Origin of the sequence: Lysobacter sp. Root690 (assembly GCF_001427785.1) — a bacterium.
Taxonomy (GTDB): Bacteria; Pseudomonadota; Gammaproteobacteria; order Xanthomonadales; family Xanthomonadaceae; genus Lysobacter.
Map to the genome: position 1 here is coordinate 1 of NZ_LMHM01000008.1, position 12,967 is coordinate 12,967.

Below are 12,967 nucleotides of genomic sequence, written 5' to 3' on the forward strand. Positions count from 1 at the left end.
CTGTACTGCGTTGCCATCGGATTGGACTCAAGGCGGGTGATGCACTTGAGGGTAGTCAGTGCAAACCAAAGAAAAATGCTTTTCTTTGAATCAAGGGCCCGCACGTGCGGAGCGGACGCGGGCATGCATCACACGGGACATCCATGTCCCGGTGATGCACGGCGCGCATCCTGCACGCCGCCCTTCGGGTGTGCTGTTGCTAACGCGAGTTACAGGCTTCGCAGCGCTGATGGGTAGCCTCCGCTTCATGCTCAAGCCAAAGCCAAAGCCAAAGCCAAAGCCAAAGCCAAAGCCAAGGCTTAAACCAAAGCCAAGCTCAAACTAGGCCGAGCTCAGTCATAGTGAAACTGGGTTTCAGATAAGCGCCGCGCGCGCGAAGCGCTCCGGGCATGGACTCAACGCCGATTGAGTCGCCGACCCAACCACCAAGCCCCGGCCGCCACCGCCACACCGAGCAGCAACGCCACACCGCTGCCGCCCGGACTGGCGCGCTCGGTGATCAGGCTGCCATCGGGCAGCAACAGCACCACCGCCATCGCCAGGCAGACGTAAGCGGCTACGGTCAGCACCCAGAACAACCATTGCAACGCCCGCACCACTTCCAGGCTCGGCTGGTGTTCGTGGGTGGGACGATGCACGCCGCCGCGGCCGAACGCGGACAGCCACTGGGTCAGGCTGGCGTTGTCGACCCGGCCGCCGCGGCGCAGCGGACGGCGCTGCATGCTTTCGCCGGTGTAGATCTGATTGTTCGGCAGGCCGTCGCCGCGTTGCTGGGCGATGCGGTCGTTGAGGTTGAGTGGCTGATTGCGCGCGTCGTTGTTGAGCGTGTTGGTCTGTATCGACGGCAGCGTCGCCGAGGTTTCCGACGGCGGCGGCGCGGCGGTCGCGCCGCTGGCGCCCGGCGGGTTGGCGTGCTGCGGGTTGGCCAGGCGCGCGAGCACGTTCTGCTGCGCGATCAACGCGTCCTGGTTCAAGGCCGCGGCCATCGGCGCGGCCGGCACCGCGTTGGGCGTGTTGTTGGCGACCAGGGTCAATGACGGCGCGGCGACGTTGCTGGTGGTCGCGTTCGACGCGGCCGTATTGGCGAGCGCGCCGTTGCTGGCGCCGTTGGGCAACACGGCGGCATTGGGCAGGGCGTTGCCCTGCACGCTGGCCGACGACGCGTTCGCCATCGCTGCGGGCACCGCGTTGAAATTGCCCGGCCGGTCCAGGCTGGCGAACTGCGCGGCGTTGTTGAGCGCGCGTTCGGACAGGGTCGGCGCCGGGTATTGGGTCGGGCTGGTGTTGAACGGGCTGTTGCTGTTCTGTGCGGATTGCCCCGGCAGCATGCGGCTGTTGGGATTGGCCAAGTCGCGCAGCAGGTCGCCGGTCGCGCCCGGGGTGGTGCCGTTGTTGAACAGACCGTCGCCGCTGACGGCACCGGGATCGCCGGCGTTGTTGTGGTTGCCGGGCTGCGGATTGGGCGCGTTGGGATCGAGCGGTTTGCTCGGGTCCTGCGGGCCGCCTTCAAAACCCGGTAACGCGATATCGGGCAAGTCCCCTGAGCCGTGCGCGCCAGGCACCGACGGTCCGCCCGGAAACGACGGTCTGTTACCGGGCAAGGGTAAGGGCAGGCCCGTGGGCAGGTTGATGGACATGGGCGTGCTCCCACGCAGGGGCTCGCGCCGCGGAGGCTGCGCGTGCATCGACGTTAATGCCGCGACCGCGCCGCGGCATCCTCGGGCCGACCCTAGGGGAATGGCGCGAAGCGAACGGCGCGCACATAACACGCTTGTTCGCCTGATCCGGCATGGCGACCGGCTTGCCCCGCTTCCGCAGCACCCGATCGACCCAGCGCTGCTGCGGCTATACGACGACTGAGACTCAACCACTCACCGGCTGCGCACGGCGGCCGCGCAGCAACCAGGCCAGCGCGACCGCGCCCAGCGCGGCGAGCGCGACCGGAATCGACGCCGCCGGCCAGCCCGCGGCCTGGACCACGCCGCCGAACAGCGACGGCCCGAGCACCTGGCCCAGGTAGCTGCCCTGCATCAACAGGCCCATCGCCACCGCGGCCAGCGCCGGACGCGGAGTGAGCTGGGTCGCGCCGTTGATCGCGCTGGCCGGCAGCAGGCCGCCGGCCAGGGAGAACAGCACGCACAGCGCGAATACCGCCGGCGCCGGCAGGCCCAGCGCGAACGCGCCGACCGCCGACAGGCCCATCGCCGCGCTGGCGATCGCGATCAGGCGCCAGCCCGGCGTCCCGCGACGCAGCAGCAGGCCGGCGCTGAGGTTGCCGATCACGTTGGCGCCGACCGCGACCGCGCTGAGCAGGCCCGCGTCCAGCGCCGAGACCTGCATGCGCTGCATCAGCAGGGTCGGCAGGAAACTCAGCACCGCATAGAACTGCAACGAGTACAGCGCGAACACCAGCGCCAGCAGCAACGGTCCGCGCGCGCCGGCGACCGCGAGCGCGTCGCCGGCGATGCGCCGCCACGGCGTGGCGCCGGTCGCGGCCTGCGGCGCCGGCACGCCCGTGCGCAGCAGCAGCGCGGCCGCCACGCACAACGCGGCGTTGATCAGCCAGAACCCGCGCCAACCATCGAGGGCCGCGCCGGTGGCCAGCGCCACCGCCATGCCGGCGGGCAGGTAGCAGCTCCAGATCGCGAACACGATGTTGCGATCGGCCGGCCGCGACACCCGCTGCAACACGCTCGCCCCGGCGACCGCGAACAACAGGAAGCCCGCGCCCTCGAGCACCCGGCTGGCCAGCAGCCAGGCCAGGCTATGAACCAAGCTGCCCAGGGCGCTGCCGGCGGCCATCGCCAGCAAGCCGCCGACCTGCAGCGCGCGATCGCCCAGCCGCGCTACCAGCGCGCCCGCCGGAACGCTGGCGACCAGGCCAAGCACGCCGAACACCGCCATCACCCAGCCGCCCGCGCGCAGGTCCAGGCCCAGATCGGCGCTGAGCGCGGGCAGGGCGATGGCGACCTTGCCGACCTGCAAGGCCGCGATCAGGCCGGCGCCGAACACCGCGGCGACCGCGATCCAATCGGTGGAAACGACGACCGGCACGGCCGGCGAGTGGGAGGGCAGGGACAGGGCAGTCATGGGCGGGGCCGGTGGAAACGGTGCGGCCACCTTGCGACCTCAAGCAAGGTCGAGGTCAACGAAACCCATCAGAACAGTGCGATCTGCGTGCTGCGGTGCAGCGTGATGGGCATCAACACCCCACCGACAGACCTGGCTTAATGGCACTCAATGCGTGACTTGTGTCACTTTTTAAGCAAAAACTTGGTGATTTAAGGTGGGGCAAGAGCCTTTCGGCGGCGTTCGAGTCAGAGAGTGTTCTAGCGTTCAGCTTCAAGGGAGGACGGCGCCCGCGGTGGGGACCGCGTTCGTCATAGCCCCACACGGTCCGTCGTTGCTTCCCCCGGCGATGACGGTTCATCCAGCGACCCGGCTCGACCGGGGAGAAGAACCGATGGGCGGGCTCAGGCCCGTCGTTGCCAGGGGAGTGGAACCATGCATCGAACCCGCGCCGAACTCGACGGCGATTTGTGCCAGCTCAGCGCTGCATTGCCGTTGTGGCGACGCCATTGGAGCGACGACACGGTGTTCTGGCCGCGCGTCGACAGTCTGGTCGAACGGCTGCTCACGGTGACCCCGCGTAGTGAACGTGGGCACGTGGTGTCCAACATCAACCGCATGCTGGTGTCGCAGGGCTTGCAGCACGCGCCGTACGAGTAAGCACGCGTGAACACGCGGACGAATTGAACCGGCGACTGAGCGGGCGCCGCGTCGCGGTCCGCATGCGACTTACTTCTTGAGCAATTCGTCGAGCAGCGCGGTCACCCGCGCTGCGTAAGCATTGGGCGCGAAGCGCTGGGCGAACGCGCGGCGCTGTTCGGCGCTGCCGACCACCGACTCGCGGCTGAGCCGGATCATCAACTGCGCCAACAGGTGGCGGTCGTGCGGATCGAAGCGCGGCATGTCGCCCGGCGCGACTTCCTCCAGCGCACTGCCCTCGGCGACCGCGACCGGCGTGCCGGCGGCGAGCGCCTCCAGCACCGGCAGGCCGAAGCCTTCGGCGTACGACGGCTGCCACAGCCGTTCGGCGTCGACATACAGCCGCGCCAGGCCGGCATCGTCAATGGCCTCGAACCAATGCACGCCGTTGAGCCGCTGCAGCTCGGGCGCGACGTCGCGCGACGCGCCGACCACGACCAGATCCGGGGTGTCGTAATGCTGGCGGCGCGCGTCCAGCCACGCGCGTAGGAACAGGTCGGCGTTCTTGCGCGGTTCGCGGGTGCCCACCAGCAGCCAGTAGCGGGGCGGCAACGGCAGCGCCAGCTGGCTGCGCTCGGCCGGCGGCGGCAGCGGCGCGACCGCGTCGGGCAGCACGTACAGCTTGTGCGCGTGCGCCGGGTACAGGCGGCCGCATTCGGCGGTGGTGTAGCGCGACGGCGTCCAGATCGCGTCGGCGCTGGCGATGGAATGGCCGATCGCGGCCTGATCGACGACCCGCGAGGTCAGCGCGCGCCACGGCGTGGCCGGCGGGCGGCGCAGGGTCAGTCGAAACAGGTCGTGCAGCAACAGCACCTGGCGCACGCCCGAGGGTTTGCGCCACACCGGCAGGCCGCCGTTGGCGGCGGCAATGTAGACGTCGACGCGTTCCTCGCGCAGGGCCGCGGGCAGGAACCCGGCCTCGTAGCGCCAACGCCGGCGCAGCCCGGGCTCGGCGTCCAGCGGCACGCCCAGGTCGGCGCTGACCGCGATCGCGCGGTGCGGATGATCCTGCGGGGCTTCGGTGAACAGCACCGTTTCGACGTCCTCGCGGCGCCGCAGCGCACGCTCCAGCGCCAGCACCTGGCGGCCGGGGCCGGTGTGCGGAGCGGCGGTCGCGGCGCGATAGTCCAGGCCTATGCGCATCGCCGTGGACCGCTCAGGCGCGCGCACGCCCATGCCGCGGCGACAGACCGCCCGGCACGGAAAAACACGTTGGAATACGTAAGCGTCATCGGAGTACCGCCATGCCCTGGACAGACGACTAACGGGACATGCAGCCGAGTCAGCCCTTCCCTCTTAGTGCGAACAGCGTCACATTTATTATGTGATGAACTGCGCCGAGGTGCCCGATGAAAAGTGCGGTTGTTCATGAAGAAGCTGAACGAAATTGCGCCCTGGCGCAGGCCGCATGCCTGGACGGCGCCGTCACGGCACGCTTGACACCCTGCGCCGAGCGGGCTTCAACTAGCCGTGTTATTTAACCTACTGGTTGAGTTGATATGTCCGCCGACCCGCTCAGCACCACCTTCGCGGCCCTGGCCGATCCGACCCGGCGCGCGATCCTGGCCCGGCTCGCCACCGGCTCGGCCGGGGTGACCGAACTGGCCGAGCCGTTCGACATGAGCCTTCCGGCGATTTCCAAACACATCAAGGTGCTCGAACGCGCCGGCCTGATCGCGCGCGGCCGCGAAGCGCAGTGGCGGCCGTGCCGGCTGGAAACCGCGCGCCTGCAGGAAGTGTCCGGCTGGCTCGACCGCTATCGCGAATTCTGGGACCAGCGCCTGGACCGGCTCGACGATTACCTGACTCAATTGCAGACCACCCACGGGGCGGCGCATGCGCGCGACGACGACTAGCGCGCGCGTTCAAGGCGCGCAGGTCCACGATTGCGCGCCAACGTCAGCGCGAGCGTGGAGCGACGGCTGACGATGGCCGACACCGGCGCGCCCGATCGCAAAGCCAACGGCAAGCGCGCCGACGCGTCGTCGACCCGGCCGGCGCGCGCGCCGTGCTGCGGACTGCCGAGTCCGTTGGCGAGTGCGATTCGGCATACCGTGGCTGAGCCGGTGGAGTCTTCCGTTGTCGATTCAAGTCGAAGCAAACGGCGCGGGCGTGGTGTGCGCGAAACGGGCTGAGTGGGGTCGAAAGTTTTTTGCGCGTACGTGTCGGCGAGCCTGACGGTTTGGGCTGTGCGTATCGGATTCTTCGACGTATAGGGCGGCCCTCACCCCGGCCCTCTCCCGCACGCGGGAGAGGGAGCATTGGTTTCAGCGCGGATCAATGTGGCGCCGGGTCTTGATGCTGGTTCGAGTTGTACTTCTGCATCGGGTCTCAATGCCGAGTCGAGTCTCAACGCTGAGCGGATCTTCAACGCCCAGCATATTTCCAACGCCGAGTGGATCTTCAACCTCGCCACTTTTCTCTCCCTCTCCCGCTTGCGGGAGAGGGCCGGGGTGAGGGCCGCATCGCATCGCGATGCATGCCATCGAACATCAGCGCACGAAGCCGAATCATCACGGCACGCGCACCCGCGTCCAACCGCACCCCAATGCGCCGATGCATTGCGCAGCGCCGCAAACACTCGACACATTGCGCAAAGTCGCGCCGCGAGTAAGCGGAACTGCGTCGAAGTATGCGGCGGCCCTGACGTATTAACGTCGGTTCCCGCGCCATTCGTGATCGACATCGCGTGTTTGCCGCGTAATCGGTAACGCCCGATACGTGCACGTTTTCAGGGGGATTTCGCAAGAACGGGCGAAGCGATTCAACAACGACGGCATATCCGGTTACGCAATCGCGCGCAGAAACAGTAAGCGCGACGCACAACCACATGCGCATCTCGATCCCGACAATGCCGATGGGACATGCGCTCGAACATCCAGCGCGGAACACGAATTACCAATCGCCAAATACGAACCACCACGAACAACCACGCACCAAACACTAAGCGCCACGCACGACAGCCAAATCAGCAAACACAAAACCCGACCCACCTTGTCCAGCCTTGTTCGCCTTGTCGTTCATTCGCACGACCACCCACGGGAGCCGACCATGCCGCACGCCATCCTCAGCCACGCCATCGCACGCGCGCTGTTCGCCGCCGCCATCGTCGGCGTCGCGCCTGTCGCCGCTTATGCGCAGGACGCGGCGCAACCCACCACCCTGGACCGGGTCGAAGTCACCGGTTCCAACATCAGCCGCGGCGACATGGAAACCGCCTCGCCGGTGCAGGTGGTCACGCGCGCGGAAATCGATCGCACCGGCAAGGCCAGCATCGCCGAATACCTGCAGACGCTGACCACCGACGGCGCCGGTACGATTCCGAAAACCTTCGGCACCGGTTTCGCCGGCGGCGGCTCGGGCATTTCCCTGCGCGGCCTCGGCGCGGGATCGACCCTGGTGTTGTTGAACGGCCGGCGCACCGCGCCCTACGGCCTGGCCGACGACGGCCAGAAAGTATTCACCGACCTGAGCACGATTCCGATGGACGCGGTCGAACGCGTGGAAGTGCTCAAGGACGGCGCGTCGGCGATCTACGGCTCCGATGCCATCGCCGGCGTGGTCAACATCATCCTGCGCAAGGAATTCACCGGCGTCACCGTACGCAGTTCCTACGGCGTATCGGGCGAGGGCGACGGCCAACAGGCCAAGGCCTCGGCGACGTTCGGCTTCGGCAATCTGAGCGAAGACCGCTACAACGTCTTCTTCAACATCGAAGCCAGCCAGACCGATGAGATCCAGGTCGCCGACCGCAGCGATCGCAAATGGATCGGCACCGGCGACGCGCGTCGCTGGGGCTACAGCCAGACCAAGCGTTTCATGAACGGTTTCATCCTCGGCGCCGACGCCGACGGCTCGCCGGTCGGCAACGTCAAGAACCCCACGAGCGGCCAATACGTGTCGCTGCCGGGCTGCGAGAAATTCTCGACCATTCCTCAGACCGATCCCGGCGGCGGTTGCCTGTGGCAGGCCGGTCAGTTCAACAGCCTGACCCCGGAAGAGAAGTACGTGAACCTGTTCGGCCGCGCCACCTTCGTGCTGTCGGACAACTTCGAGGCGTATCTGGAAGCGGGTTATTCGAAGAAGAAGAACACCTTCGTCAACACGCCGTCGGATGCGTCCGGCGCATGGGGGTATCCGGGCGGTCCGGTCAACGGCGACTCCGGCGACGGTGCGGTCGTGCTCGGGCCGAACCATCCGGACAACCCGTTCCCCGGCCAGTCCGCCAATCTGCGCTACACCGCGTTCGACGTCGGCCCGCGGGTGATCCGCACCGACAGCGAATTCAGCCGCTTCCTGGCCGGCGTCAAGGGCACCGCGGGCGCGTGGGATGTCGACGTGGCCTACCTGCATTCGCAAAGCGATCTGACCAACACCCGCGACGGCTTCCTGCGTTACAGGGCGGTGCGCGACGCGCTGACCAACGGCACCGGCCCCGGCGGCTACTGGCGCCTGGGCCAGAACGCGAACCTCAATTCGCAGGCGCTGTACGACTACATCTCGCCGACCATCCACGCCGACGGCAAGACCACCTTGGACCTGTTCGACGTCAAGGGCTCGCGTTCGCTGATGGACCTCAAGGGCGGCGCGCTCGGCGTCGCGTTCGGCGCCGAGTGGCGGCGGCAGAAAGCCGAACTCAAGCCGCAGACCTACACCGACGCGGGCGACATCATCGGCCTGGGTTATTCGGCCTACGAAGGCACCCAGGAAGTCGCCGCCGGTTACGCCGAAATCGTCGCGCCCGTGCTCGAAAGCCTGGAGCTGTCCGGCGCGGTGCGTTACGACAGCTACAAGGGCGGCGACAGCGCGACCACGCCGAAATTCGGGGTGAAGTGGAGCCCGTTGCAGCAACTGTCGCTGCGCGCGACCTACGCCGAAGGCTTCCGCGCGCCGAACCCGGCCGAGTCGGGCAAGGGCGGCCTGGCCGGCTTCACCGCCGCGGCCGATCCGGTGCGCTGCCCGGGAGGAAACCCGGCGCCGGGCGGCAGTGTGCGCGACTGCGACATCCAGATCGCGGTGATCACCAGCCCCAATCCCGACCTCAAGCCCGAGGAGTCCAAGAGCTACACCGTCGGCCTGGTGTTCGAACCGACCAGCAGCACCACGGTCACCCTCGACGGCTGGCAGATCAAGCGCAGCAACGAAATCAACGTCGAGACCACCGATGCGGCGATCGCCGCCGGCAAGGTGATCCGCAGCGACAACAACCTGCCCGGCCAGGCCAACAGCGGCACCTTGCTCGCCGCGCTCGCCAACTACGTCAACTCGGCCTCGACCACCGTGCGCGGCATCGACCTGGACGTGCGCCAGGGCTTCGATCTCGATTCGGCCGGCAAGCTCAATCTCGATCTGCAGTGGAGCCACATCACCACCTTCGAGCGCGAGGAACTCGACGGCAGTTCGCTGGAGTTCGCCGGCACCCACGGCAACTGCGACGTGACCAACTGCATCGGCACGCCCAAGGACCGGATCAACCTCGGCGCGACCTGGGAACTCGGCAACTGGAGCCTGAGCGGCGTGGTCAACTACATCGGCAGCTTCAAGAACGTTCGTTACGAAGGCGACGTGTGCGCCAGCCGTTACGCCGACGGCCGCCCCGCGCCGGGCGGTTGCCGCATTCCCTCGTTCACCACCGTCGACCTGTCCAGCCGCTGGAAGGCCAAGGACGGCGTGGAAGTGTTCGGTTCGATCCAGAACCTGACCGACAAGATCGCCCCGCTCGACCCGCTGACCTACGGCGCGATCAACTACAACCCGATGCATTCCAGCGGCGCGATCGGCCGCTATTTCACGGTCGGGGTGAAGTACAACTTCCAGTAAGCCGCGGCCCAGCGATCGCTGCGTACATCGTCCGCCGCGATCGAGCCCATGCCAGCCGAAGACCTGTTCCGCGCCCATCGCGGAGCAGGTCTTTTTGTTTGCGGCCAACCAAGTCCTTGGCCGCCGGATACGTCGAACCAGCCCGAAGCTTCAGACTCACGATTCTCGACTCCCGATTCCCGGCCCCACGGCTTGTCGATTCCGCCCCGGCCCATTCGTCGCCTTCATGAAGCCAGCCCGACCAGGACCCGCCGGGACCCGGGGCCGGCTCGCCGACGAGGAGCGAGGACGATGAAATTCATGCTGATAGTCAAGGCCGATGCCCGCAGCGAGGCCGGTGTGCTGCCCGACGCCGCGCTGCTGAACGCGATGGGCGCCTACAACGAGGACCTGGTCCGCGCCGGCGTGCTGCTCGCCGCCGAAGGCCTGCAGGCCAGCGCCAAGGGCGCGCGCGTGTATTTCGACGGCCGCGGCCGCCGGGTCGAGGACGGGCCGTTCGCCCACACCGACGAATTGATCGCCGGGTTCTGGCTGATCCAGGCGCGCTCGCTGGACGAGGCGATCGAGTGGGTCAAGCGGGTGCCGAGCCTGGACGGCTCGCCGGCGCAGATCGAGATCCGCCAGGTGTTCGATGCCGCCGATTTCGGCGACGCGGCCAGTCCGGAACTGCGCGCGTCCGAGCAACGTCTGCGCGAGCAAGTCGCCGCGCGAGCGGGCTGACTCCCGTCGCGAACGCGCTACGCATCACGTTCAGCGTCGCCGCCGCAAACACACGACGTTCGACGCGGACGCCCCGAGGTTTTTGTGGGAGGGGCTTCAGCCCCGACGCCTTTCGCTGCGATCGCCACGCTTCCCACTCCCCGCCCTTTCCGGCGAACCGCCATGCCGACTCGCCGCACCGACTTGCAACGCCCCACCCACCCGGAGCCCGTCATGCAACTGGTTACCTACCTGTCCTTCAACGGCGACTGCCGCCAGGCGTTCGAGTTCTACCTGAAAACACTCGGCGGCAAGATCCTCGCGCTGATGCCGTTCGGCGACCAGGCCGGCTGCGATGGCGGCGACTTCGATCCCGCCGACCGCGACAAGATCATGCACGGCTGCTACGAGCTCGACGGCGGCATGCTGATGGGCACCGACGCCACCGCCGCGCATCCCTACCAGGGCATCGTCGGCGCGCATGTCGCGCTGATGCTCAACGACCCGGCCGATGCCGAGCGCATCTACGCCGCGCTGGCCGACGGCGGCCGCGTGCAGATGCCGCTGCAGGAAACCTTCTGGGCCTTGAGCTACGGCATCGTCACCGACCGCTTCGGCGTGCCGTGGATGATCAACTGCGTTCGCGCCGGGATCGGTTGCCCGGAATGATCCGGCGCGAGGGCATTGCGGTGGCCCGGGATGACTCGCTCGCGAGCGGCGACGGCGGCAATCGATAACGCGCGGTCGCCCAGTTGACGATCGCGCCGCGTCGCACGCGTCGCGCCTCATCGACCAGCGCGATGCGCTCGACCTGACGCGGCCGCGCTCGCACCGCCGCCGCCGGACGCGGCTTGAGCGCGAGCCCAGGCTTCATACCCTTGCATCGCCGCGCCCGAGGTGGTCTGATCGGTCGCCGTGACGGACCCCCACTCTTCCAGCGCCACGCACAAGGCCATCGATGCGGTCTGGCGGATCGAATCGGCCAAGCTCATTGCCGGCCTGACCCGCATGGTGCGCGACGTCGGCCTGGCCGAGGAACTCGCCCAGGACGCGCTGGTGGTCGCGCTGGAAAAATGGCCCGACAGCGGCGTGCCGGACAACCCCGGCGCCTGGCTGATGCAGACCGCCAAGAACCGCGCGATCGACCGATTGCGGCGCAAGAAGCTGCTCGATCGCAAGCACGAGGAAATCGGGCGCGAGATCGAAGCCAGCCAGGACGAAGTCGAGGACGCGTTCTTCGACAAGCTCGACGACGACATCGGCGACGACCTGCTGCGACTGGTGTTCATCTCCTGCCATCCGGTGCTGTCGACCGAGGCGCGGCTGGCGCTGACCCTGCGCCTGCTCGGCGGCCTGACCACCGACGAGATCGCGCGCGCCTTCCTCGCCAGCGAACCGACCATCGCCCAGCGCATCGTGCGCGCCAAGCGCACCCTGGCCGATGCCCAGGTGCCGTTCGAGGTGCCGCGCGGCGAAGAACTCGCGCAGCGCCTCTCGTCGGTGCTGGAAGTGATCTACCTGATCTTCAACGAAGGCTATTCGGCGACCGCCGGCGACGACTGGATGCGTCCGGGCCTGTGCGAGGATGCGCTGCGGCTTGGCCGCATCCTGGCCGGGCTGATGCCGAAGGAAGCCGAGGTGCACGGCCTGGTCGCGCTGATGGAAATCCAGGCCTCGCGTTCCAAGGCGCGCACCGGCCCGGACGGACAACCGATCCTGCTGTTGGACCAGGACCGCGCGCGCTGGGACCGCATGCAGATCCAGCGCGGCCTGAGCGCTCTCGAACGCGCGGTGCAGCTGAGCGGTTCCAACGGCCCCTACGCCCTGCAGGCCGCGATCGCCGCCTGCCACGCGCGCGCGGCGACCGCGCAGGACACGCCGTGGCCGCGCATCGCCGCGCTGTACCAGCAACTCGCGCTGCGCACGCCCTCGCCGGTGATCGAACTCAACCGCGCGGTGGCCTTGTCGATGGCGTTCGGCCCGGCCGCCGGCCTGCAACTGGTCGACACCTTGCTCGACGAGCCGTCGATGAAAAGCTATCACCTGCTGCCGACGGTGCGCGGCGACCTGCTGTTCAAGCTCGGGCGTCGCGAGGAAGCGCGGATCGAGTTCGAGCGTGCGGCCGCGTTGACGCGCAACACCCGCGAACGCGAGTTGTTGTTGGCGCGCGCGGCGGAGAGTGGTTAGAGGCCTTTCTCTGCCACGCGTCATCCCTGTGATGGGCAACACGTAGGCTTCAGCGCGAATCCAATGAGTCGTCATCCCCGTGAAGGCGGGGATCCAGAGACTTCAGAGCCATCACTCAAGACAGTCATTCCCGCGAAGGCGGGAATCAAAAGACTTCAGCGCCATCCCTCAAGAGCGTCCCCCGCGAACGCGGGAATCAAAAGACTTCGGCGTCATCCTTCAAGAACGTCATTCCCGCGAAGGCGGGAATCCAGAGCCTTCAGCGCCATGTTTCAGATCGTCATTCCCGCGAAAGCGGGAATCCAGCGACTTCAAGCGTTCTCGCACGAAGGGCACTGGATTCCCGCCTTCGCGGGAATGACGGTAGGTAAGGGCGGCCAGTCTGGAAGAGGTATTGCTTCGGATAACTTGCGCAAACAACAGTCATAGCGAGCTACGCTCTTCCCGATTCCCGATTCCCGATTCCCGATTCCCGATTCCCGATTCCCGATTC

The 12,967-nt window shown here is 67.4% G+C and carries 9 protein-coding genes; 6 read left to right on the forward strand and 3 right to left on the reverse strand.

What is annotated here, in order from left to right; genetic code table 11:
• Positions 1-395: 395 nt before the first annotated feature.
• Both ASD86_RS04925 and ASD86_RS04930 read right to left on the reverse strand, forming a co-directional pair.
• A complete protein-coding gene (locus ASD86_RS04925) occupies positions 396-1,637 on the reverse strand; it encodes a hypothetical protein (protein ID WP_157476173.1) in 1,242 nt (413 codons plus the stop codon).
• Positions 1,638-1,863: 226 nt separating this feature from the next.
• Positions 1,864-3,090, reverse strand: a complete 1,227-nt coding sequence (locus ASD86_RS04930) for an MFS transporter (protein ID WP_056107674.1) — start codon at positions 3,088-3,090, stop codon at positions 1,864-1,866.
• A 414-nt stretch (positions 3,091-3,504) separates the two neighbouring features.
• Here ASD86_RS04930 and ASD86_RS04935 point away from each other — a divergent pair, with 414 nt between their 5' ends.
• Positions 3,505-3,729, forward strand: coding sequence for a hypothetical protein (locus ASD86_RS04935; protein WP_036110785.1), 225 nt, complete (start codon positions 3,505-3,507; stop codon positions 3,727-3,729).
• A 69-nt stretch (positions 3,730-3,798) separates the two neighbouring features.
• Here the strand turns inward: ASD86_RS04935 and ASD86_RS04940 are convergent, their stop codons facing one another.
• Positions 3,799-4,911 carry a glycosyltransferase family 1 protein gene (locus ASD86_RS04940; protein WP_056107677.1) on the reverse strand — a complete coding sequence of 371 codons (1,113 nt, stop codon included), beginning with the start codon at positions 4,909-4,911 and terminating at the stop codon, positions 3,799-3,801.
• A gap of 356 nt (positions 4,912-5,267) precedes the next feature.
• Here ASD86_RS04940 and ASD86_RS04945 point away from each other — a divergent pair, with 356 nt between their 5' ends.
• The 5 genes from ASD86_RS04945 (at position 5,268) to ASD86_RS04975 (ending at position 12,474) form a co-directional block, all read left to right on the forward strand.
• Positions 5,268-5,624, forward strand: coding sequence for a metalloregulator ArsR/SmtB family transcription factor (locus ASD86_RS04945; protein ID WP_056107680.1), 357 nt, complete (start codon positions 5,268-5,270; stop codon positions 5,622-5,624).
• A 1,195-nt stretch (positions 5,625-6,819) separates the two neighbouring features.
• On the forward strand, positions 6,820-9,588 hold the full coding sequence (locus tag ASD86_RS04955) for a TonB-dependent receptor (protein ID WP_056107686.1): 2,769 nt from the start codon (positions 6,820-6,822) through the stop codon (positions 9,586-9,588).
• Between the two features lie 291 nt (positions 9,589-9,879).
• Positions 9,880-10,308, forward strand: a complete 429-nt coding sequence (locus ASD86_RS04960; RefSeq protein ID WP_056107689.1) for a YciI family protein — start codon at positions 9,880-9,882, stop codon at positions 10,306-10,308.
• 213 nt (positions 10,309-10,521) lie between these two features.
• Positions 10,522-10,956 carry a VOC family protein gene (locus tag ASD86_RS04965; protein WP_056107692.1) on the forward strand — a complete coding sequence of 145 codons (435 nt, stop codon included), beginning with the start codon at positions 10,522-10,524 and terminating at the stop codon, positions 10,954-10,956.
• A 246-nt stretch (positions 10,957-11,202) separates the two neighbouring features.
• Positions 11,203-12,474: an RNA polymerase sigma factor gene (locus tag ASD86_RS04975; protein ID WP_056107697.1), complete on the forward strand. Its 1,272-nt coding sequence runs from the start codon at positions 11,203-11,205 to the stop codon at positions 12,472-12,474.
• Positions 12,475-12,967 lie beyond the last annotated feature (493 nt).

Bases quoted from the DNA above. Each gene is read 5' to 3' on its own strand.
- ASD86_RS04965 (WP_056107692.1), top strand. From the start codon at position 10,522: ATGCAACTGGTTACCTACCTGTCCTTCAACGGCGACTGCCGCCAGGCG.
- ASD86_RS04935 (WP_036110785.1), top strand. From the start codon at position 3,505: ATGCATCGAACCCGCGCCGAACTCGACGGCGATTTGTGCCAGCTCAGC.
- ASD86_RS04940 (WP_056107677.1), bottom strand. From the start codon at position 4,911: ATGCGCATAGGCCTGGACTATCGCGCCGCGACCGCCGCTCCGCACACC.
- ASD86_RS04945 (WP_056107680.1), top strand. From the start codon at position 5,268: ATGTCCGCCGACCCGCTCAGCACCACCTTCGCGGCCCTGGCCGATCCG.
- ASD86_RS04955 (WP_056107686.1), top strand. From the start codon at position 6,820: ATGCCGCACGCCATCCTCAGCCACGCCATCGCACGCGCGCTGTTCGCC.
- ASD86_RS04960 (WP_056107689.1), top strand. From the start codon at position 9,880: ATGAAATTCATGCTGATAGTCAAGGCCGATGCCCGCAGCGAGGCCGGT.
- ASD86_RS04925 (WP_157476173.1), bottom strand. From the start codon at position 1,637: ATGTCCATCAACCTGCCCACGGGCCTGCCCTTACCCTTGCCCGGTAAC.
- ASD86_RS04930 (WP_056107674.1), bottom strand. From the start codon at position 3,090: ATGACTGCCCTGTCCCTGCCCTCCCACTCGCCGGCCGTGCCGGTCGTC.